The following is a 20,056-nucleotide window of genomic DNA, read 5'->3' on the forward strand; positions in this document are numbered from 1 at the left end:
CCCACTGGAAATACTCCCGGCAGGATTCGAACCTGCGACACCCGCTCTAGGAGATCATCCGGGCGTTCCGTTGGTCAGCGGTGAGCTTGCTCGTCTCCTGTGAATGGTGCGCGGTCGGTCCTCCCAGTACGGCAACGTGCGCTGGTGTTGCCGTCATAGACTGCCGTCACTCCACTGCTTCCATGACCCGTTTCAACGTTGGGTACGTCACCGGTCATTGCCACAGCCTGATACGGGGCACTGACACTTCCGCAGCAGCTTCCAGGAGGGTTGCGCACGCAGGGGCACCCTGACCATTGCTAACGCCTTGCTCGGTCCGCCGGCGCTGGCATCTTGGCCCACCAACCCGCACCTGTAACCCAGATGGTCGTGATCAGCGTGCGCGCCCACAGACACGTGGGCAGGGTTCTTGGCCAGCGGCATCATAGCCTCACACACACGCGGGTCAGTGCGCCTGGCACGCTTCCCGTGAGGCGGTAGGTGGTGCCATGGAGTGAAATCCGAGTGGGATCGAGTCACGTCCCGGAATCTCGACACCATTTTTTGGATACTTCAAGCGAGATCTAGGGAGACGACAGTGACTCATCCCCGCCATTCTGGTCGCATCAGACCCGTTGCGTCGAGCATCCTTCAGTCACTGCGCCCAGCACCGAATGTGCGCCGACGCGCGGCCTCCTTGATGCTAGATGTCGGTCCACCCGATTTCCCGTACGTCTCGATCGAGATCACATCGACAGATGCAGCCATTTCACTGGAAGAGGAACACGAACTACATAATCGCCGCAGCAGACGCTACAGAGATATGCCTTACGGATTCCGAGATCGCCTACTCGCGGGCGGGGTCAAAAGGACCACTTGTTGGTACACGAATGACTACGAAGCGGCCGTGCAGGACTTTTGTGAACTCGTCACCGAATATTCAGCGTGGCGTGCACAGCTACAAAATCTGCTACTCTCTGAAGAGGCCGCTGTTCCTGAATTTGGCTCACCGATTCGGGACTGGAAGCCTCTTTCGGAGGCTCTCCAGCAGAGTCCCGGCCTGGGAATTACCTGGGGGCAGATCGAGGCTGGCCAGAATAACCTGTGGGTTCTAGCTGGCTGGTACATGGGAACGCTCTTTATGGTCAAGGTGATTACGCCATTGATGACCTCTACGGGCGAGGCGCTCGCCGAAAGCGCGGGCTATAAAATCCGCAAAGCGTTGGGCGTTCCGCCTCGGCCCGAAACCGCAGAGAAAGATCCTGCAGGCGGGGGTGAGGGCGGATAGAGGGCAGACGAGTTCACACGCTACTGTCTACATGAACGCCTGATCGGGCCTCGTGGCATGTCGCGAGCCGAGTGCAAAGTTGTCAGTCAGTTGGCAGCGCGGGGTCGGCTGGTCCTCATCCATGGGTGATCATCTGCTCCCGATTTGCCACGCAACGGAATCCGTTGTCGTCGTCCTGCATCGCTTCGTTCGCATCGTTACGGATGGCTGGTGCTCCCCGGAACAGGGGACTTGTAAAGGGCTTCCCTTGCCGTCAAAGACCGCCGTCACTCCACTGCTTCCCCTCGCCTGCTTCAACGTGGTAGGTCACCGACCAGCGCCTAATCGGGAGCCCTGCCCACGGCCAGGAGGTGTGAACTGGCAGCAAGCAATTCCGGGTACGGCTCTGCCATGCGCGCCGCCTCCATGGCGGAGGCGATCAGCTCGTCCGTGGGCCCCTCACCCGGCTGCTGCTCGGCAGCCTTCACGAGCGACCACGCGGGCCCCTCGATCCCGAAGACCTGGACATCCGTCACTCCGGACGCCGCCAACTCCGCCACAAGCTCTTCAGCCCGGTGGAAGTAGGACAAGGTGAAGCCTCGGACACCGTCATATACGGCCGTCTCAAGAATCTTGGAAACGGAGTCACGAATCCGTTCGGTGTGCAGGTGGGCGTACGTGACGTGCTCAAAGAGCGACGCGTAACGGTTGATTGCAGCCGCAGCGACCAGTCCGCCCGGCTTCACCACGCGGCAGGCTTCCGCCAGCGCCAGGCGCCGATCGTCAGGGTCGGGAAGGTGGTACAGCGGCCCAAGGAGCTGCACAACGTCGAAACTGTCGTCCGGCTCATGCAGATCGCGAGCGTCACCCACGATCGCCCGGCACACGGCCGCCGCGTGCTCGACATGACGGGGCACGGGGTCCACGAGCGTGACGTCGTAGCCGTCCTTCACCAGCCATTCAGCGTGAATCCCGGTCCCTCCTCCCACGTCGAGCACGCGTGCCGGCGCGGGAGGCAGGAAGCGTCGGAGAAGCTCTTGAGTCCTCAACAACTCCATACGTCCGTCTGCCGAGCTGCGCAGGCGGCTGTCCTCGTTCACTGTCTCGCCGTAGAACCGCATCACGGAGGGAGCCAATTCGAGATTCGACATGGCCGAAGTATCCTGTGTACCGGTGGACCAGTCCAGCGTGCGGAGAAGGGGAAGCCATGGCCGTTCTGAAGTACGAAGAGATCGCCGAGTCCCTGCGCGCCCGCATCGCCGCTGGTGAGTACGCCCCAGGTGCCACCATCCCATCTGGCCGCGATCTGGCCGAGCAATGGGGCGTGTCACGGGCCACCGCCATCAAGGCCGTGGACGTGCTCCGCAACGATGGCGTGGTGGTGGCCAAGCAGGGCACCGGTTTCGTCGTCACGGATACACCTGTAGCCCGCCCTGCCGGCGCTCGCCGGGCCGGGTCGGCTCGCATCTTGGGCGGAATGCCGTTCCTGCGGATCGGTACGCCCGACTGGGCGGAACCTCCTACCCGCGTCGCCAATGCGCTTGGGATCTCCTCCGGAGTGCAGGCACTGCGACGCATCCGAGTCCTGCAGCTCCCGGACGGAACGCCGAATAGCTGCGTGGAGGCGTGGTTCCCCCCAGAGATCGCGGAGGCATCACCTCGCCTCGCCGACACTGCTCCCATCGCCGAGGGCACGACGCGCTACGTGCGTCGGCAGACCGGCCGGTTCCCGGTCGAGGGAGTGGACATCACCACAGTCCGCCTCGCTACGGAGGCGGAGGCTGACCGCTTGCAGGTACCGCCGGGCACTGCGGTCGCCGTGCTACTCCACACGGCATACGACGGGGACGGACGTCCGTTGGTCTGCGAGGAAGGCGTCACGCCGTCCTCGCTTTTCGAGCAGGTGGACACCTACGCCATGTAGGCAAGTCGCCTGAACAAGCTGGACCGGTCCGCCGGTCCAGCTTTTTTGATGCATCGTCACGGCCTCTGAGCTGCAGAAACCTCGATTATGGTCATCCAACTCTGATTTCAGTGGTTGACTGGACCGGTCCACCGGTCCAGTCTGTAAATGCGACGCCGTTCCTCCTCTGCGAGGAGCGGTTCCGGATCGGGATGGCTCGTGCAGTTGGGGCCCCGCGCTGGTGGTCGCTTGAGAACTGCATAGGTGGGCCCCGTCTCCCCGAGTCGAAAAGGCGGACCGCGTGACTGATCACGCATCGACCTTCGCGGTCCTCGCCGCGCCGGTTGCCTCCGCTGCTCGTCTCGTACGAGCAGCGCCGAGGGGAGCCGGAACACCCCTTCGCTTCTTCGGAGGTCCTCATGGCTGTTGTCGAGATCGTCAGCTTCGGCTACCTGCACGACGCGCCGCCTACCGCGCATCTCACGATCGATCTGCGTCACCACTTTCGTGACCCGCACGTCTCGCCGCAGCTGCGGCACATGACCGCGAACGACGAGCCGGTACGCGCCGCCGTGATGGGCACGCCCGGTATCACGGACCTGGTGGAGGCCACCGCCGTGGCGGTCGATGCGTTTGCGTCCGGCCCGAGTGCCGGAACGGTGACCGTCGCCGACGGGTGCGCTGGCGGTCGGCATCGGGCCCCGACGTTCGCAGGCGCGCTGGCAGAGCGGCTGACGGCCGCCGGCCACCAGGTGAGCGTCTGTCACCGCGATCTGGACAAGGACGTCGTCGAGCGCTGAACGGCTGCCCGATCCGCCCGTCACGCGCGGGCGGTAAGAGGAACCGTTCAGCGTTCCGCCACCACTGAGCAGGGAGAAAACGTCATGGCTTGGTTCAACAAGGCTTCGGACGCCGACCTCGTACAGAGCATGGAACTGGTCTCCGCCGCTGCGGAAGAGGCCCGTCAGAACGGCGACAAGAAGCGCGAGGCGGCGTTCCACCGGGACCTGAACGGGATGCTCGATGAGTCCGAGCGGCGCGGTTTCCCTCGGTGGGGCCGCTGAACACCCAGCCCTGGATTCGGCGTGAGGCTGCCGGATCGAATCCGGCCCGGGGCACCGGCCGCCACCATCGCGGCCCACCGCACCGAATGTGTGCGGCTTTCACCTTCAACGGCGCGCGGCCCCGGTGCGGGAACACCGGGGCCGCTGTTCGGGCCGTTGCCACCTGCTAGGGAGAACACGACCCATGGATCACATCGTGACTGTTCAGGACGCTGTTACCGCGTTCGAGCCGTGGATGGAGCCCACGGACGCGGAGCTGGACGCCATCGACGCGGAGATGCCCGTCATCCGCGCGGAGATGGAGCTGCTGGACGCGCAGATCATCGTCATCGACCGCACGCCGTGCGAGCTGGACGAGCGGCGCATCCGCCGGGCACGCCGACGCGTGCTCGCAGCCCACCGCGACCACGTCAACGGCTCGAACGGCCAGACCGGCGGTGCCGCATGAACCTGCACCGCAAGGGCCGCGCCGCCCTCGTGCTCGCCCTGGTCGCCGTGGTCGCCATGGCCTTCCGGGTGTCCTGGAACGCCCTGCGCGACATCGCAGGCGCCATCGGCGCCGACGCCACCGCCGCGACGCTGTACCCGTTCGTCGTCGACGGCCTGATGGCACTCGCGCTGATCGCCACGCTCGTGCTCGCCGGTCGGGACCGCAGGTTCGCGCTGCGGGTGCTGGCCGCCTACACGATCGCCTCGCTCGTGCTGAATTACGTGCACGGCCTGGTCCCGGAGCTGCACGGCCACTTGGTCGACTGGGGGCGACTGGCCGACTGGGACCCGGCGAACTGGGCGCTCGTGCTGCTCGCCACGTCGCTGCCGGTCGGGTCGATCTACTTCGGCTCGGACCTCGTGGCCAAAGTGCTGCACCACCGCCCCACCCCGATCACAGCCCCGACCACGAATGCGGAGGAATCGACCGCAACCGAGAGGAATCGGTCTAGTTCTGACCTCACGGTATCGACCCCCGCGCCGATCACGCCGAACGTCACGGCACTGCCCCGAGCGGTGGCCGTCGGCTTCCTGAAGTCGAACATCCCCGCCAAGCCGGTCGGGGCGATCGAGCAGCCGATTGTGACGCCGATCGAGCGGCGCGCGGTGGCCTCCGAGTCGACGCGACCGCGCCGGGCGACGGGTCGTGTGCCCGAGGTCGCCCGCACCCCGCGCGTGAAGCGCAGCCCGGACGAGTTGCTGGACGAGGCGCGGAAGGCGACGGCCGATTGGCCGGACGCCAGGCTGACCGCCGAGGGCATCCGCCGTGAGGTCCGCACCTCCCCGGCCAACGCCCGCACCCTGCGCGACACCCTGCGCGCCGAACGCGGCCTCCAGGTCGCCTGATGGCCACGCTGCCGGTCTACCGGTGGCGGCTCGCCCCGGACGGCTACGCCACTTACCGCCAGCTCCGCGCCCTCGGACTACGCCCCGGCGGCCAGGGCGTCGCGGCGCAGCTTGAACGCCCCCGGCGGCGCCGGGGCCCGCTGGTCGCCTACCTGTACCGCATCGACCTGGCAAAGCCGGTCCGGCCGATGACGGCGGCCCGGCGGGCGGCCCTGTCCAGGGCCAACGCCGCCCGCCGCATCTGCCCCGAGTGCCGCCGGGATGCGGGATACGTCATCCCCGCCTCGCTCGGCATGTGTCCTGCCTGCGCCTTTCCCGACAACGCCCCGGAGGGTGCGTCATGGAACAGCTCCCCGCACACCGCCCCCTGACCGTCGTCCAACTCCCCGACGGCCAGCATGTGTACGCCGACCCCACCGCCCTGCCCGCACAGCAGCCCGCCGGACCGCAGGTGGTGCACATCCACCAGGCTCCGCCGGACCGCACGGTGCAGCGCGTCGCGCTTGGCTCCGGGGTCGGTGCCGGGGCGGTTGCGGCCGGCGTCTACTTCGGCCCGCTGCTCGTCGGCGCGCTGACCGCCATCGCCGCGAACCTGGCCATGCTCGCGTTCATCGCGCTCGTGCTGGGCTGGTCGGTCGTCACTGTCGTCCGGGCCGTCGGCGACAGCGGCAAGAGCACCGGCAGGCGCGGCCGCAGGGGTCGCTGAACCACTCCGAAGCCGTGGGCGGCCCGCAGGGCGCCTGAAGGGTCTTCCGGGTGGGGTTTGACCCCCGGATGGCCGTTCGGCCGCCAGAGGCCCCGTAGCGACGCAGGGTGACGGAAGTTTCCGTTCTCGCGCGCGCACGCGTAGGGGCCGTCTCGGAAACCAGGAAACCGGAAACACGCTCACTCCGCGTAACACACGCGTGTGGTGACGGGCCGTCGCAGGGCCCGTCACCACCAACCCACCGATCCCGGAAATGAGGACACCCGTGAGTCACGGACAAGTCTGGCGCACCCACCGCCAGTACGCCGCCACCGCCGCCCGCTGGACCGCCGACCACTGGCGCAAGGAAGCCGAACGCCGCCGCGCCCTGCGCGCCGAGCGCAGGCCGCTGGTGCGCGATGCTCGCCGCGCTCTGGCCACCGCACGCGCCATCGACCCCGAGGGCGTCACTCCCATCCGCCACCGCGCGGAACGGGAGTTGCGTACCGCCAAGCGGCGGGTGCCGGACCCGATGTGGTTGTTCGCCACCAAGACCGCTGCCGCGCTCGGTGTTGCCGGGTACGTGTGGCTGCCGCAGGTCTCGACCCGCGCGTGGGTGTGGTCGGCCATCGCCGTCGTCGCGGCGGTCACCGCCCTGTCGGTGTGGATCGCCGTGCGCGAGCGCGACACCAGCGGCCTCAAGCCCAACGCCGAAGAGTCGGCGCTGCTCAAGCGCCTTCAGCCGCAGCACTGGAAGGAGCACGCCGAACAACGCGGCCTCGCCGGGACCCTGACCGGACGGCCCAAGCTGACCGAAGCCGGGATCGTGTGCGCCGTCCGGCTCGACGGCACGTGGACCGCGACCAAGCTGCGTAGTGCCGAGGAGCACGTCCGCAACCTGCTCGGGGCCCGCACGAGCCTGCGCATCCAGATCAAGGCGGGCAAGCAGGGCGGCTGGGCCGAACTGACCTTGCGCACCCGCAGCGCGGCCGACGGCGACGACCTGACGTGGACGCCCGAACGGCGCTCCCTGGGCATCGACACCGTCACCGGCGAGCAGGTGAGCGTGCCGCTCGGGGAACGGCTGCTCATCGCCGGCCGCTCGGGCGCCGGTAAGTCGGTCGCCTCCCGGCCGCTGCTGTTCGACGCGTCCGAGGGCGCCACGAACGCGCTCGTCATCATCGACCTCAAGCGCGTGGAAGGCCGCCTATGGGACCACCGCGCCCGCGTCGCCTCCACCCCGCGCGAAGTCGTCGACGTCGTCGACGAGTTGGAGACGGAGATGCTGGAACGGCTCGCCATCCTGCCCAAGGGACAGGACACCTGGACCCCCACCGCCCACCGGCCGCGCATCACGGTCGTCGTCGACGAGGGCGCCGAGGTCATGACGGCCGCCGACAAGGTCCCCTACGAAACCGAGACCGCCGACGGCAAGACCCGCACCGTCAACCGCTCCGCCCTGCCGGGCCTGGAGTCCATCGCGCGGATGGGCCGCGCGGCGTGCATCGACCTGTGGTGGATGACGCAGAAGCCCACCATCGGCGACGGCATCCCCAAGCAGATCGCCCCGCAGATCGGCGTCTCCATCTGCCTCGCGGTCCGCACGCCGGCCGAAGCCCGCGTGGTCCTGGGCGAGGACGCTCAGGCCAAGGGATGGAACGCCGACGAACTGCCCGTGCCCGGTGTGGCGCTGATCCGCGACGGCAAGCGCAAGCCCGACCCGGTCAAGGTCCGCTACATGGACAAGAGCGTGGTCATCGCCCTGCCCGACCGCACCCCGTGGTCCCGCACGGCCGCACCCAACGTGGAAGCCGCGGGCGCCCCGACGCTCACCCTCGTCAAGGACACCGCAACCGAGACGGCACCCGCCACGGACAACGCCGTCGCCCGCGTGCTGAAGGCCATCGAGACCGCCACCGAACCGGTCGCACAGAAGGACTTGGTCACGATCACGGGCCTGTCCAAGGGCGCCGTGTCCAAGGCCGTCAAAACCCTCACCAACGGCGGCACGGTCGTCCGCACCCTGGACGGCCGCCTGAGCGCCACGCGCGGCGACGAAACCGCCGCCGCCTGACCCATCTCCACCACGACGACGGCGGCCCCCTTCCGCCAAGAACCGGGGCCGCCGCCTTCCACCGGACCGTCAACAGACCTGTGGAGGTCTCCCAGCATGACCCAAGCGACCGACATCCGGCGAGACGGCGAGCGGCCGTTACTGCTGGACCTGTTCTCCTGCGCCGGCGGCGCCGCCGTGGGCTACGCCCGCGCCAGGTTCACCGTGCACGGCTGCGACATCGCCCACCGACCCAACTACCCCTTCCCCTACCACCAGGGCGACGCGCTGGAATACCTCGCCCACCTGATCGCGTCGGGCGAGATCCGTCGGTACGCGTTCGTCCACGCCTCCCCGCCCTGCCAGCACGGATGCGCGCTGACCGTGGGCACGAACGCCTCGCAGGGCTGGGGACGTGCGCACGTCGATCTCGTGGCACCCATCCGTGAGCTGCTGGAGGCCACCGGCCTGCCCTATGTCATCGAGCAGCCCAACGGCCGCGCGAAGATCCGCAAAGACCTCACCCTGTGTGGCGAGATGTTCGGGCTCGGGGTCATCCGGCACCGCAACTTCGAGTTGGGCGGCTGGAGCATCGAGCAGCCAGCGCACGTCCCGCACCGGGGCCGCGTGCGCGGCTACCGCCACGGCCGCTTCTACGACGGCCCCTACGTCGCGGCGTACGGCAACGGTGGGGGCAAGCCGTCCGTCCCGGAGCTGCAAGCCGCACTCGGCATCGACTGGACCGACGTGCGCGAGGAACTGACCGAGGCCATCCCGCCCACCTACAGCGAGCACATCGGCACCGCCTTCCTGGCCACGGCCCTGTTGGCGGTGGCGGTATGACCGACGTCCCGACGGCATCGCTGGAGTGTCTGCCGCTGCTTGCGTCCGCCCTCACGGCGGCCGAACGCGGCTGGCCGGTGATCCCGCTCCACCCCGGCAGCAAGCGCCCGGCGGGACACGCCGAACGCGCCTGCCCCGGCACCGGGCGCTGCACGGGCGGGCATCGCACCCCGGAGGAGCGCGCCACCGCAGACCCGGACCTGATCCGGGCTGCGTGGGCGCACCGCCCGTACAACGTCGGGATTGCGACCGGCCCGGCCGGACTGCTCGTCATCGACCTGGACCCGGTCAAGGCAGACGAGCCGAAAGGAGCGCCTGACGGCGCCACTTCATTGCAGGCGCTCTGCGAGCGCGCCGGACAGGTCCTCCCCGACACCTACCGGGTGCGGACCGCGCGCGGTGAACACCTCTACTTCACCGCCCCCACCGGGGTCAGGTTGAAGTGCAGCGTCGACCGGCTCGGACCGCACATCGACACCCGCGCATGGGGCGGCTACGTCGTCGCCCCCGCCAGCACCACCCCCGACGGCACATACGAGGTCGCCCACGACGCGCCCGTAGCCGAACTGCCCGACTGGCTCACCGCGTTACTCACAGAGCCTGACAGGCCCGCTCCGGTGCCCGTGCGGGTCCACGACGGCACCCGCGCCGCACGCGTAGCGCTGGAACGCGAGTGCGCCGTCATCGCCTCCGCGACCGAGGGCGGGCCGAACGGCCGCAACGTCACCCTGCACCGAAGCGCCTGCAAGGTGGGGCGCTTCGTGGCATGGGGCGACATCCCCCGGCACGTGGTGGAGCAGGCAATCCAGGGGGCGGGGGAGGCTACGGGACTGCCGCCGGCCGAGTGCCGCACCACCATCCGCAGCGCCCTGGACTGGGTCATCGCCCACGCCACCCCGAGGGAGGCGGCATGACGGCCCCCACTCCCCCCGCCCTGGATTGCCCCACCAACACCACCACCGGCCCGCACGCCGCTCCACCGCCTGTGGACACGACGGCCGTGGGCGAGCCGAAAGGCGCCGCCCGCAAGGGCGTCCGAACTGCTTGTGGTCCTGACCCGCACGGCGACGACGGCCGCCGCCCCATCGCGTGGCTGCACATCGTTGCCCCGCGCGCCGTCCTCACCGCCACCTTGAGGTGCGCGTGCGGACACGACCGTTCGGCCATCGGCAAGCCGCACGTGCTCGCCCTCATCGACGACCACACCGCGCACCGCGACGCATGCCCCCTGCGCAACCCCCAGGAAGGAAGGCCCGCCGCATGACCGACTCTATCGACGGCGCCGCGCTGCTCCACGAGGTGGAAGCCTTCCACCGCCGCTTCAACGTCTTTCCCACCGACGCCGCATACGTGGCCGTCGCCCTGTGGGATGCACATGCCCACCTGCTCGACTGCTTCGACTCGACCCCGCGTCTCGCCTTCCTGTCCCCCGAGCCCGGCTCGGGGAAGTCGCGGGCACTGGAGATCGTGGAAACGCTCGTGCCACACCCGATGGTGGCCGTGAACGCGTCCGCCGCCGCCCTCTTCCGCGCCGTGTCCGGCGTGGACGGACGGCCCACCATCCTGTTCGACGAGATCGACACCATCTTCGGCCCCAAAGCCGGGGACAACGAGGACCTGCGCGGCTTCCTCAACGCAGGCCACCGCCGCACCGGCGTCACCTACCGGTGCATCGGAGATGGCGGCAACCAGACCGTGCAAGCCTTCCCCTCGTACTGCGCGGTCGCCGTCGCCGGACTCGGCTCCCTACCCGACACGATCCTGACCCGCTCCATCGTCATCCGCATGCGCCGGCGAGCCCGCAACGAACGCGTGGAGCCCTTTCGCGCCCGCATCCACGAAGCCGAGGGCCACAAGCTCCGTGACCGGCTGGCCGAATGGGCAGAGAAGGCCCGCGGATTCGTGCTCGGCGCATGGCCCGAGATGCCCGACGGGGTCACCGACCGCCCCGCCGACGTGTGGGAACCCCTCTTGGCCATCGCGGACGCCGTCGGCGGTCAGTGGCCCGAGCGGGCCCGCCAAGCGTGCGTGACGCTCGTCAAGGCCGCGCAGACAACCGACAAACACAGCCTCGGTATCCGGCTGTTGACCGACCTGCGCGACCACGTCCTCATCGGCGTGGACAAGCTGCCCACCATCGCCATCCTCGACCGGCTCAACGCCCTCGACGACGCCCCCTGGGCCGACCTGGACGGCAAGCCGCTCGACAACCGGCGCCTGGCCCGGATGCTCGGCGAGTACATGACCGCCGACAACTCCCCCGTCCGATCCCGCAACATCCGCACCGCCGGCGGAGTCCTCAAAGGCTTCCACGCCGAGGACCTGGCGGACGCGTGGGCGCGCTACTGCCCTCCCCCTGCTCAGGACTCCGCTACATCCGCTACACCGCTACAGCCCAGCTCAGAGCCCCTGAATCTGTAGCGGCACCCCAGCGTGTAGCGGCTATGCCCGCAACAACGCAGCGCATGCGTAGCCGCTACACGCCACCCTTCCGCTACAAAAACACCCCCGCTGACCTGCGATGTAGCGGCGTAGCGGATGTAGCGGACTTTCCAGAAGGGCCCCGAGACGCCTGCCGAGGAGGCACCCCGGATGAGCACCGCGATTGCTGCCCCCGTCGACCGACTTCTGTACAAGCCCGAGGAAGCTGCCGAAGCGCTCGCCATCGGCCGCTCCACCGTTTACGAGCTGATGGCCGAAGGCGCCCTGAAGTACATCAAGTTGGGGCGCACGCGCCGGATTCGGCGCGCAGACCTCGAAGCCTTTGTGGCGACCCTCAATCCGCTGCCTAACTAACCAGCGCACGCCCTGCGGCGCCCCGAGCACTCCGCTCGGGGCGCCTCGCGCATGGAGGAGCACATGAGCCCCCGCAAACCCAACATGGAGTCATCCATCTACTTCGGCGCCGACGGCTGGTGGCACGGCCGCGTCACAATGGGCGTGAACAGTGACGGCGGCCCTGACCGACGTCACCGTCGAGCCAGGACTGAGCCTGAGATCAAGCGCAAGGTCAAGGAGCTGGAGCGCCTGCGCGACCATGGGCGAGCGCCGGCCGCCGGGCGGAAGCCGACCGTCGCCGCTTGGATGGAGACCTACCTCACCAACATCGCGAGCCTGAAGCTCAAGCCACGCTCTCTCGACGATTACTGGTCGAAGACCCGCAACGACATCATCCCCGGCGTCGGCAGGCACCACATAGACAAGTTGCAGCCCGAGCACCTGGAGCGGATGTACCGGGCCATGCTCGACGCTGGCCGCGCCCCGTCGCACGTCGTGAAGGTGCACCGCATCCTTTCCCGCGCCCTGAAGATTGCCCACCGCCGCCGCATCGTCGGGGAAAATGTCGCCACGCTCGTGGACCCTCCTAGCGTCGACGAGACCGAGGCAAATCCCTTCACCAAGGAGGAGGCGAAGGCATTCCTCGAAGCTGCCGCAAAGCGACCCACCTTCATGCGGTGGATCGTCGGCGTCGGCATGGGGTTCCGGCAGGGCGAAACCCTCGGCCTCCGATGGCCGTACGTCGACATGGAGGCGGAGCTGTTCCGCCCCGAATGGCAGCTACAGCGCCTCACGTGGCGGCACGGCTGCCGCGACTCGCACGCCTGCGGAGCGCGGCTGCACCGCTTCGAGCCGTGCCCACCGGGCTGCACCACACACAAGGGCTACAAGCGCGGCTGCCCGAAGCCGTGCCTCAAGACGTGCACGCGGCACGCAAGCGCCTGCCCCGAGCGCAAGGAGGGCGGGCTGGTCTTCACTCGGCCCAAGACCAAGAAGAGCCGGAACGCCGTCCCGATCCCGCCCGTCTTCATCCCGTTCCTTCACGACCACAAGGCCCGACAGGAAGAGATGCGAACGGCAGCTGGGGACCTGTGGGTGGAACACCATGTGGTGTTCTCGCGCCCGGACGGACGCCCACTCGATCCGCGCGCGGACTACGAGGAGTTCAAGGAGCTGCTGAAGGAGGCCGGGATCGACGATCGCCGCCTGTACGACGGGAGCCGTCACACGGCCGGCACGATTCTGAACGAGCTGGGCGTAGACATGCCCACGATCATGGAGATCCTGCGGCACACGCAGATCAGCCAGACCCGGAGGTACGTCAAGGGCCGATCCCACCTGTCGAAGGACGCGATGCGGCGCATGGGTGAGTTCTTCGTACCGGCTCCCCAGGCCCCGACTGAGACCAGGACTGAGACCGCTGACACCCGCGCAGCACGCGCACAACGCCGCCGCCGTATCCGCTGAACGCAAAAGCCCAGCTCAGACAGTGTCTGGGCTGGGCTTAGAAAGAGCCGCCTTCGGGATTCGAACCCGAGACCTACGCATTACGAGTGCGTTGCTCTGGCCATCTGAGCTAAGGCGGCGCGCTGTCCGCACTATGGTGCGATCAGCAACGTCGGTAAGTCTACACAGTTTCCAGGGGTGCTCGGACCACGCCCCGGAGGCGGGGGTTCCGGGGCGTGGTCCAAGGGTTATGAGCAGCGTTTTCCCCTGGTCGGCGGGGTTCCGTGGAGCAGGTAGGCGTTGATCGCGGAGTCGATGCAGGCGCTGCCGCGGCCGTAGGCGGTGTGACCGTCGCCCTCGTAGGTGAGGAGGCGGCCGGAGGTGAGCTGGGCGGCCAGGGAGCGGGCCCAGCGGTACGGGGTCGCCGGGTCGCGGGTGGTGCCGACCACGACGATGGGGGCCGCGCCCTTCGCCTCGATGCGGTGCGGCTCGCCCCTGGCCTTCACCGGCCAGTACGCGCAGTTCAGGGAGGCCCAGGCGAGACCCTCGCCGAAGACGGGGGACGCCTTCTCGAAGGACGGCAGCGCCTTCTCGACCTGCTCGGGCGAGGAGAACGCGGCCGGCAGGTCCAGGCAGTTCACGGCGGCGTTGGCGAACATCAGGTTCGAGTAGCGGCCCTGCCCGTCGCGCTCGTAGTAGCTGTCGGACAGCACCAGCAGGCCCGCTCCGTCGCCCTCCTTCATCGCCGACGTCAGCGCCTCCCGCAGCTGCGCCCACGATGCCTCGTCGTACATCGCCGCGATCACACCGGTGGTCCCGAGGGCCTCGCCGAGCTTGCGGCCGTCCGCGTCGCCGGTGGCGAGGGGGTGCGCGTCCAGCTTCTTGAAGAAGGCGCTGAGGTTGTGGCCCACCTGGGCGGGAGTGGTCCCCTTGCGGCCCAGCGGGCAGTCCGGCTGCCGCACGCAGTCCTTCGCGAAGGACTGGAACGCCGTCTCGAAGCCCGCGGTCTGGTCGAGGTTCAGCCGCCGCGCGGGCAGCCTGGGGTCCATCGCGCCGTCCAGCACCAGCCGGCCCACCCGCTCCGGGAACAGCCCGGCGTACGTCGCCCCGAGGAACGTCCCGTACGACGCCCCCACGTATGTCAGCTTCCGGTCCCCGAGCGCCGCGCGCAGGATGTCCATGTCCCGGGCGGCCTCGACGGTCGAGACGTGCCGCAGCAACCCCGCCGAGTGCGCCCCGCAGCCCTCCGCGAACTTCTTGTAGACGTCGACGAGTTGACCGGTCTCCCGCTGGTCGTCGGGGGTCGTGTCGGTCTGCGTGAACGCGTCCATCTGACGGCCGTCGAGGCATTCGACGGGCTCGCTGCGGGCGACTCCGCGCGGGTCGACGGCGACCATGTCGTAGCGGGCGCGCACCTCGGCCGGGTAGCCGATGCCCGCGTACTGCTGCAGATAGCCGATCGCCGAGCCACCGGGCCCGCCGGGGTTCACCAGCAGCGACCCCAGCGGCTTGCCCTTGCCCGTGGCCCTCTTGCGGGCGACGGCCAGCTTCACGTCTTTGCCGTCCGGGTGGGCGTAGTCGAGCGGTGCCTTCATCGTGGCGCACTGGAAGCCGGGGACTCCGCAGCCGCGCCAGTTCAGCTTCTGCCCGTAGTACGGGGCCAGCACGGACGGCGTCGAGCGGGGCAGCGCGGCCAGCGCCGCCTCCGCCGCGCCACCGGCGGAGCGGGCCGGTCCCGAGGTGGAGCAGGCGGAGACGAGCAGGGCGGCGGTGGCGAGGAGGAGGGCGGCGTTTCGGGGCCGACCGGTACGGATGCTGCGCCTGAGGTGCATCAGGCGAGCGTAACCGTGCGCAGCGAATCGGATGCGGTGCGTTTGGATCGTGGCTCGTACGAATTACTCGGTCAACTTCATGTTGATCGGTAGGCAGGTGGTGCTCAGCCGGCTCTGAGCGCCATCGTCATGGCCTCCACCGCGAGCAGCGGGGCCACGTTGCGGTCGAGGGCCTCGCGGCAGGCGGCGATCGCCTCGATGCGGCGGAGCGTGGACTCGGGTCTGCTTGCGCGGGCGATGCGCTGCAGGGCGTCCTCGGCCTCCGCGTTGGCGATGGCGACGCGCGAGCCGAACTGGAGGGCGAGGACGTCGCGGTAGAAGGCGGTGAGGTCGGTCAGCGCGAGGTCGAGGCTGTCGCGCTGGGTGCGGGTCCGGCGGCGCTTCTGCTTGTCCTCGAGGTCCTTCATGACACCGGCCGTACCGCGCGGCATCCGGCCCCCCTGCGCCGCGCCCAGCGCCGCCTTCAGTTCCTCGGTCTCCTTGCCGTCCATCTCCTCGGCGAGCTGCTTGGCGTCCTCGGCGGCCGCGTCGACGAGCTCCTGGGCGGCCCTGAGCGCGCCGCCGATGTCCTCGACCCGCAGCGGCAGCTTCAGGACGGAGGCGCGGCGCTCGCGGGCGGCCGGGTCTGTCGCGAGGCGGCGGGCCCGGTCGACGTGTCCCTGGGTGGCGCGGGCCACGGCGGCGGCGACGGCCGGTTCGATCCCCTCACGGCGTACGAGCATGTCGGCGACGGCGTCCACCGACGGCGTCAGCAGGTTCAGGTGGCGGCAGCGGGAGCGGATGGTGGGCAGGACGTCCTCGACGGAGGGCGCGCACAGCAGCCAGACCGTGCGCGGGGCGGGCTCCTCCACGGCCTTGAGCACGGCGTTGGCCGACTTCTCGTTCAGCCGCTCGGCGTCCTCGACGAGGATGACCTGCCAGCGGCCGGTCGCCGGCGACGTGTACGACTTCCGTACGGTGTCCCGCATGTCCTCGGCGAGGATCTGCGTGCCGACGGCGGCGACGGTGGTGACGTCGGCGTGTGTGCCGATCAGGGCCGTGTGACAGCCGTCGCAGAATCCGCAGCCGGGGGATCCGCCGAGTGCGCGGTCGGGCGACACGCACTGCAGGGCGGCGGCGAAGGCCCGCGCCGCCTGGTTGCGTCCCGCGCCGGGCGGGCCGGTGAACAGCCAGGCGTGCGTCATCTTGGACGCCTCGGGAAGCGGCGTGTCGGCGGCGACGGCGGTGACGAGGGCGTCGGCGTCCCGAGCGGCCGCGTCCAGCTGCGCGGCCACCTTCTCCTGGCCGACGAGGTCGTCCCAGACGGTCATACGTCCCCCGTCCTTTCGTCACGGATCGTGTTGCGGCTTCCATTGTGCGGGCCGCCACTGACAACGGGCCGACGACGCCGTAGGGACGGCCGCCACACAGGTCGGCCGCCCCTACGGTGCCCCAGTTCCCGGGGGTGTGCCTCAGCGCCCCCGGCCTCGACGCCGGCCCCGGCCCGCGTCGTCGTCGTGGCCGTCCTGATGCGGCCCGAGCAGTTCGTCGGCCAGCGAGGGCAGGTCGTCCAGCGGCGTCTCCTCGGCCCAGTCGGACCGGGCCCTCCGCCGCGGCGCGCCCTCAGCGTCGACCTGGGGCATCTCGCGGGTACGGTCCTCGGTCCCGTCCGGCCGGGCAGGCCCAGCCGGCTCGTCCCGGAAGTACCCGGGCGGCACCCGGTCCGACGGGTCCGCACCCCGCACGGGAGGCAGCACGGCCGTCTCGTCGGCGGCACCGGGGGCGACCGGCGGCAGCACAGCGGTCTCGTCCGCCGCGCCCGGAGGAACCGGCGGGAGTACGGCCGTCTCGTCCGCCGCGCCCGGAGGAACCGGCGGGAGTACGGCCGTCTCGTCCGCCGCGCCCGGAGGAACCGGCGGGAGTACGGCCGTCTCGTCCGCCGCGCCCGAGGGAGCCGGCGGCTGCGGCAGCTGGGCCGTCACCTCGGAGTCGGACTCGCCCCCGCGGCGCGCGCCCCGCGGCTCCTCGTCCCGCACCGGCCGCAGTACGGCGGTCTCCTCGACGGGTCCACCGGAGGCGTTCGTCGGCGTCACCACCGGCGTCGGCGTGGTCGGTGCCTCCGGCGGCACCACGGGCGCGGCCGGCTGCTTGGGACCCACCTCCGCGGCGGCCGCGGCCTGCTCGGCGAGCCGGCGGGCCTCCTCGGCGCGCAGCAGGGCCTCCTCGGCCTTGCGCTGCTTCTCCAGCCGCCGTGCCTCGGCCTCGGCGTTCAGCCGGGCCTCCTCCTCGGCCTGCCTGCGCCGGCGCTCCTCCTCGGCCTTGCGGCGCGCCTCCTCCTCGGCGCGCGCCTTCTCCTCGGCGAGCAGCCGCTGACGCTCCTCCTCCGCACGCCGGGCGGCCTCCTCGGCCCGGCGCCGGGCCTCCTCCGCCTGCCGTTCGGCCTCGCGCCGCTGCGCCTCCTCCAGCTCGCGCCGCTTGCGCTCCTCCTCCTCGGCGCGCAGCTTGGCGAGCTGCTCCTGGCGCTCGCGCTCCAGCCGCTCCTCCTCGGCCTTGCGGGCGGCCTCCTCCTCGGCCTTGCGGCGGGCTTCCTCCTCGGCCTTCTTCCGCGCCTCCTCCTGCTCCCGGATCTCCTGCTCGGACAGCGGCAGCAGCTGGTCGAGCCGGTGGCGTACGACGGTGGTGACGGCCTCGGGCTCCTGGCCGGCGTCCACCACCAGGTACCGCCCGGGGTCGGCCGCGGCGAGCGTGAGGAAGCCGGAGCGCACGCGCGCGTGGAACTCGGCCGGCTCCGACTCCAGCCGGTCCGGCGCCTCGGTGAACCGCTCGCGGGCGCTCTCCGGGGAGATGTCCAGCAGCACGGTGAGGTGGGGGACGAGGCCGTTCGTCGCCCACCGGTTGATGCGGGCGATCTCCGTCGGGGACAGGTATCGGCCCGCTCCCTGATAGGCCACCGAGGAGTCGATGTACCGGTCGGAGATCACGACGGCGCCCCGCTCCAGTGCGGGCCGTACCACCGTGTCGACGTGCTCGGCACGGTCCGCCGCGTACAGCAGGGCCTCGGCCCGGTGCGACAGTCCGGCGCTGGAGACGTCCAGCAGGATCGAGCGCAGCCGCTTGCCGACCGGCGTCGCGCCCGGCTCGCGGGTCACCACGACCTCGTGGCCCTTGGCCCGGATCCATTCGGCGAGTGCTTCGGCCTGCGTGGACTTGCCTGCGCCGTCGCCGCCCTCCAGGGCGAGGAAGAAGCCGCCGCCGGCGGGCGCCGTCACCGGGTCGTCGCCGCCGAGGAGGGCGTCCCGCAGGTCGTGCCGCAGCGGCACGCCGGAGCGGTCGTCGACCTTGGCCAGCACCAGCGCTGCCACCGGCAGCAGCAGCGCGCCGACCAGCATGAGGGTGAAGGCGGCGCCGCCGTGGGCGAAGACGAACTTGCCGTTCTCCAGCCGGTGCGGGCCGATCCCGGCCGCCACGACCGGGGCGATCACCGCGCCGAGGGCCACGGTGACCCGGACGACCGCGTGCAGGTGCTCGGTCGTCCGTGCGCGCCGGTGGTCCTCGGCCTCCTGGTCGAGGAGGGTGTGCCCGGTGTTGGCGGCGACGCCCGCGCCGATGCCGGCGAGCGTGACGATCAGCAGGACGGTGGTGACGTCCGGGACGAGCCCGGCGGCCAGCAGCGCGATGCCGGTGAAGGCGATGGCCAGCGCGAGCAGACGGCGACGCGACAGCGACACCAGCACCTTCGGCGCCGTACGGATGCCGACGACGACACCGCCGGTCAGTCCGAGGACGAGGAGGCCGTAGGTCACCGGGCCGCCGTGCAGGTCCTTGGCGTGCAGCACGCACACCGCGACGGCCGCGGCGATCGCGCCCGCGACGGCGGCGCCGGAGAGCACCAGCAGCGGGATGGCTCCCGTACGGCCCTTGTCGACGCCCGTGGCCCCCTTGGGCCGGCGCAGTCCCTCGAGCGGCGAACGCGCGCGCGGGGTGCGCGTGTCGGGCAGTTCCAGGAAGGTCACGACGGACAGCGAGGCGGCGAAGAGCCCGGCCGCCACGTACGAGGCGAGGGCGGCCTGGTGCTGGGCGAACCAGTCGAGGCCGGTGCCCAGCAGGTTGTTGAGCAGCCCCGCCACGACGAGGGCCGCGGCCGCGAGCGGGATCGCCACGAAGGTCGTGCGCAGCGACAGGCGGCGCAGGGCGTCCATGTGGTCCGGCAGGGGTCGTACCGTCGCGCCCTCCGGGGGCGGGGCCGGCAGCAGCGCGGGCGCCGCGCTCTCGCGGCACACCGTCCAGAAGCGCTCGGCCACGCCGGTCACGAAGGCGGTCACCAGCAGGATCGCCAGCGCGTTGTCCGGGGTCCAGTCGATCCACAGCGGGGCGACGATGAGCGCGAGGACCCGGACGGTGTCGGCGCCGACCATCGTCCAACGGCGGTCGAGCGGGCCGTCGTGGGAGGTGAGCGAGGTGAGCGGGCCGAGAAGGACGGCGCCGAAGAGCAGCGTCGCGAGGATGCGTACCGCGAAGACGGTCGCCACTGCGAACGCCACGCCCCGGTAGTTCCCGCCGAACGAGCCTTCGCTGATGGCCGCTTGGAGGGCCAGGAGCACCAGCACGAGGAGGGCGAGGGTGTCACCCATCGATCCCACGAGCTGTGCGCTCCACAACCGCCTCAGCTGCGGACGGTGCAACAGGGCGCGGACGGCGCGCTCGCGGGAGTCCGCGACAAGGGCGTCGTCGGGGGCCGGGTTGGGGGCCGTTGGCTGCTCGGCTCGCGTCATGCTTTCAGCCTATCGGGACCGACCGACAACCCAGGGGGCGCGCCCGAACGTGCGCACGCCCCGACACCAAAGCGATATCGGGGCGTTCGTTTTGCGAAGTCTCCGTGGGGAAAGCCCGCG

At 70.3% G+C, this 20,056-nt stretch carries 19 protein-coding genes and 1 tRNA gene; 15 read left to right on the forward strand and 5 right to left on the reverse strand.

The features are described from left to right. The first annotated feature begins 577 nt into the window (after positions 1-577). Positions 578-1,267 carry a hypothetical protein gene (locus tag ACQF4J_RS21745; RefSeq protein WP_427166557.1) on the forward strand — a complete coding sequence of 230 codons (690 nt, stop codon included), beginning with the start codon at positions 578-580 and terminating at the stop codon, positions 1,265-1,267. Between the two features lie 320 nt (positions 1,268-1,587). On the opposite strand, the gene ACQF4J_RS21750 is transcribed toward ACQF4J_RS21745, so the two are convergent. Next, positions 1,588-2,397, reverse strand: coding sequence for a class I SAM-dependent methyltransferase (locus tag ACQF4J_RS21750; RefSeq protein WP_427166559.1), 810 nt, complete (start codon positions 2,395-2,397; stop codon positions 1,588-1,590). Between the two features lie 56 nt (positions 2,398-2,453). Here ACQF4J_RS21750 and ACQF4J_RS21755 point away from each other — a divergent pair, with 56 nt between their 5' ends. The 14 genes from ACQF4J_RS21755 (at position 2,454) to ACQF4J_RS21820 (ending at position 13,374) form a co-directional block, all read left to right on the forward strand. After that, entirely contained in the window at positions 2,454-3,170 is a 717-nt protein-coding gene (locus tag ACQF4J_RS21755; protein ID WP_427166560.1) for a GntR family transcriptional regulator, read from the forward strand. A gap of 398 nt (positions 3,171-3,568) precedes the next feature. Continuing rightward, entirely contained in the window at positions 3,569-3,949 is a 381-nt protein-coding gene (locus tag ACQF4J_RS21760) for a RapZ C-terminal domain-containing protein (RefSeq protein ID WP_427166562.1), read from the forward strand. An 84-nt stretch (positions 3,950-4,033) separates the two neighbouring features. After that, on the forward strand, positions 4,034-4,213 hold the full coding sequence (locus ACQF4J_RS21765; RefSeq protein WP_427166564.1) for a hypothetical protein: 180 nt from the start codon (positions 4,034-4,036) through the stop codon (positions 4,211-4,213). Positions 4,214-4,397: 184 nt separating this feature from the next. Beyond that, entirely contained in the window at positions 4,398-4,661 is a 264-nt protein-coding gene (locus tag ACQF4J_RS21770) for a DUF6284 family protein (protein ID WP_427166566.1), read from the forward strand. Continuing rightward, complete coding sequence (locus ACQF4J_RS21775) at positions 4,658-5,548, forward strand: DUF2637 domain-containing protein (RefSeq protein ID WP_427166567.1); 891 nt, start codon at positions 4,658-4,660, stop codon at positions 5,546-5,548. The genes ACQF4J_RS21770 and ACQF4J_RS21775 overlap by 4 nt, the downstream gene beginning before the upstream one ends. Continuing rightward, positions 5,548-5,919: an RRQRL motif-containing zinc-binding protein gene (locus ACQF4J_RS21780; protein WP_427166569.1), complete on the forward strand. Its 372-nt coding sequence runs from the start codon at positions 5,548-5,550 to the stop codon at positions 5,917-5,919. Before ACQF4J_RS21775 ends, ACQF4J_RS21780 begins: the two co-directional genes overlap by 1 nt. Next, positions 5,889-6,254 carry a DUF6251 family protein gene (locus ACQF4J_RS21785; RefSeq protein ID WP_427166571.1) on the forward strand — a complete coding sequence of 122 codons (366 nt, stop codon included), beginning with the start codon at positions 5,889-5,891 and terminating at the stop codon, positions 6,252-6,254. Before ACQF4J_RS21780 ends, ACQF4J_RS21785 begins: the two co-directional genes overlap by 31 nt. A gap of 265 nt (positions 6,255-6,519) precedes the next feature. Further along, positions 6,520-8,307: a MarR family transcriptional regulator gene (locus ACQF4J_RS21790; protein WP_427166573.1), complete on the forward strand. Its 1,788-nt coding sequence runs from the start codon at positions 6,520-6,522 to the stop codon at positions 8,305-8,307. Between the two features lie 96 nt (positions 8,308-8,403). After that, positions 8,404-9,129, forward strand: a complete 726-nt coding sequence (locus ACQF4J_RS21795; protein WP_427166575.1) for a DNA methylase — start codon at positions 8,404-8,406, stop codon at positions 9,127-9,129. Further along, complete coding sequence (locus tag ACQF4J_RS21800) at positions 9,126-10,043, forward strand: bifunctional DNA primase/polymerase (protein WP_427166576.1); 918 nt, start codon at positions 9,126-9,128, stop codon at positions 10,041-10,043. The genes ACQF4J_RS21795 and ACQF4J_RS21800 overlap by 4 nt, the downstream gene beginning before the upstream one ends. Continuing rightward, positions 10,040-10,393, forward strand: a complete 354-nt coding sequence (locus ACQF4J_RS21805; protein ID WP_427166577.1) for a hypothetical protein — start codon at positions 10,040-10,042, stop codon at positions 10,391-10,393. Before ACQF4J_RS21800 ends, ACQF4J_RS21805 begins: the two co-directional genes overlap by 4 nt. After that, positions 10,390-11,550 (forward strand): DUF3631 domain-containing protein, encoded by a 1,161-nt coding sequence (locus ACQF4J_RS21810; protein WP_427166578.1) that lies wholly within the window; start codon positions 10,390-10,392, stop codon positions 11,548-11,550. Before ACQF4J_RS21805 ends, ACQF4J_RS21810 begins: the two co-directional genes overlap by 4 nt. A 171-nt stretch (positions 11,551-11,721) precedes the next feature. Next, positions 11,722-11,925, forward strand: coding sequence for a helix-turn-helix domain-containing protein (locus ACQF4J_RS21815; protein WP_362997180.1), 204 nt, complete (start codon positions 11,722-11,724; stop codon positions 11,923-11,925). A gap of 63 nt (positions 11,926-11,988) precedes the next feature. Then, on the forward strand, positions 11,989-13,374 hold the full coding sequence (locus ACQF4J_RS21820; RefSeq protein ID WP_427166579.1) for a tyrosine-type recombinase/integrase: 1,386 nt from the start codon (positions 11,989-11,991) through the stop codon (positions 13,372-13,374). 45 nt (positions 13,375-13,419) lie between these two features. Here the strand turns inward: ACQF4J_RS21820 and ACQF4J_RS21825 are convergent. The 4 genes from ACQF4J_RS21825 to tmk all read right to left on the reverse strand — a co-directional run bounded on the left by ACQF4J_RS21825 (position 13,420) and on the right by tmk (position 19,936). After that, a tRNA-Thr gene (locus ACQF4J_RS21825) sits at positions 13,420-13,493 on the reverse strand. A 108-nt stretch (positions 13,494-13,601) separates the two neighbouring features. Beyond that, positions 13,602-15,185, reverse strand: a complete 1,584-nt coding sequence (locus ACQF4J_RS21830; RefSeq protein ID WP_427166580.1) for an alpha/beta hydrolase — start codon at positions 15,183-15,185, stop codon at positions 13,602-13,604. A gap of 104 nt (positions 15,186-15,289) precedes the next feature. Then, entirely contained in the window at positions 15,290-16,495 is a 1,206-nt protein-coding gene (locus ACQF4J_RS21835) for a DNA polymerase III subunit delta' (RefSeq protein WP_427166582.1), read from the reverse strand. Positions 16,496-16,636: 141 nt separating this feature from the next. Next, positions 16,637-19,936 (reverse strand): dTMP kinase, encoded by a 3,300-nt coding sequence (tmk, locus tag ACQF4J_RS21840; RefSeq protein ID WP_427166584.1) that lies wholly within the window; start codon positions 19,934-19,936, stop codon positions 16,637-16,639. Between the last annotated feature and the right edge of the window lie 120 nt (positions 19,937-20,056).

This window comes from Streptomyces sp. C1-1, from assembly GCF_050214755.1.
Classification (GTDB): domain Bacteria; phylum Actinomycetota; class Actinomycetes; order Streptomycetales; family Streptomycetaceae; genus Streptomyces.

Bases quoted from the DNA above. Each gene is read 5' to 3' on its own strand.
- ACQF4J_RS21750 (WP_427166559.1), bottom strand. From the start codon at position 2,397: ATGTCGAATCTCGAATTGGCTCCCTCCGTGATGCGGTTCTACGGCGAG.
- ACQF4J_RS21755 (WP_427166560.1), top strand. From the start codon at position 2,454: ATGGCCGTTCTGAAGTACGAAGAGATCGCCGAGTCCCTGCGCGCCCGC.
- ACQF4J_RS21760 (WP_427166562.1), top strand. From the start codon at position 3,569: ATGGCTGTTGTCGAGATCGTCAGCTTCGGCTACCTGCACGACGCGCCG.
- ACQF4J_RS21765 (WP_427166564.1), top strand. From the start codon at position 4,034: ATGGCTTGGTTCAACAAGGCTTCGGACGCCGACCTCGTACAGAGCATG.
- ACQF4J_RS21770 (WP_427166566.1), top strand. From the start codon at position 4,398: ATGGATCACATCGTGACTGTTCAGGACGCTGTTACCGCGTTCGAGCCG.
- ACQF4J_RS21775 (WP_427166567.1), top strand. From the start codon at position 4,658: ATGAACCTGCACCGCAAGGGCCGCGCCGCCCTCGTGCTCGCCCTGGTC.
- ACQF4J_RS21780 (WP_427166569.1), top strand. From the start codon at position 5,548: ATGGCCACGCTGCCGGTCTACCGGTGGCGGCTCGCCCCGGACGGCTAC.
- ACQF4J_RS21785 (WP_427166571.1), top strand. From the start codon at position 5,889: ATGGAACAGCTCCCCGCACACCGCCCCCTGACCGTCGTCCAACTCCCC.
- ACQF4J_RS21795 (WP_427166575.1), top strand. From the start codon at position 8,404: ATGACCCAAGCGACCGACATCCGGCGAGACGGCGAGCGGCCGTTACTG.
- ACQF4J_RS21800 (WP_427166576.1), top strand. From the start codon at position 9,126: ATGACCGACGTCCCGACGGCATCGCTGGAGTGTCTGCCGCTGCTTGCG.
- ACQF4J_RS21805 (WP_427166577.1), top strand. From the start codon at position 10,040: ATGACGGCCCCCACTCCCCCCGCCCTGGATTGCCCCACCAACACCACC.
- ACQF4J_RS21810 (WP_427166578.1), top strand. From the start codon at position 10,390: ATGACCGACTCTATCGACGGCGCCGCGCTGCTCCACGAGGTGGAAGCC.
- ACQF4J_RS21815 (WP_362997180.1), top strand. From the start codon at position 11,722: ATGAGCACCGCGATTGCTGCCCCCGTCGACCGACTTCTGTACAAGCCC.
- ACQF4J_RS21820 (WP_427166579.1), top strand. From the start codon at position 11,989: ATGAGCCCCCGCAAACCCAACATGGAGTCATCCATCTACTTCGGCGCC.
- ACQF4J_RS21830 (WP_427166580.1), bottom strand. From the start codon at position 15,185: ATGCACCTCAGGCGCAGCATCCGTACCGGTCGGCCCCGAAACGCCGCC.
- ACQF4J_RS21835 (WP_427166582.1), bottom strand. From the start codon at position 16,495: ATGACCGTCTGGGACGACCTCGTCGGCCAGGAGAAGGTGGCCGCGCAG.
- tmk (WP_427166584.1), bottom strand. From the start codon at position 19,936: ATGACGCGAGCCGAGCAGCCAACGGCCCCCAACCCGGCCCCCGACGAC.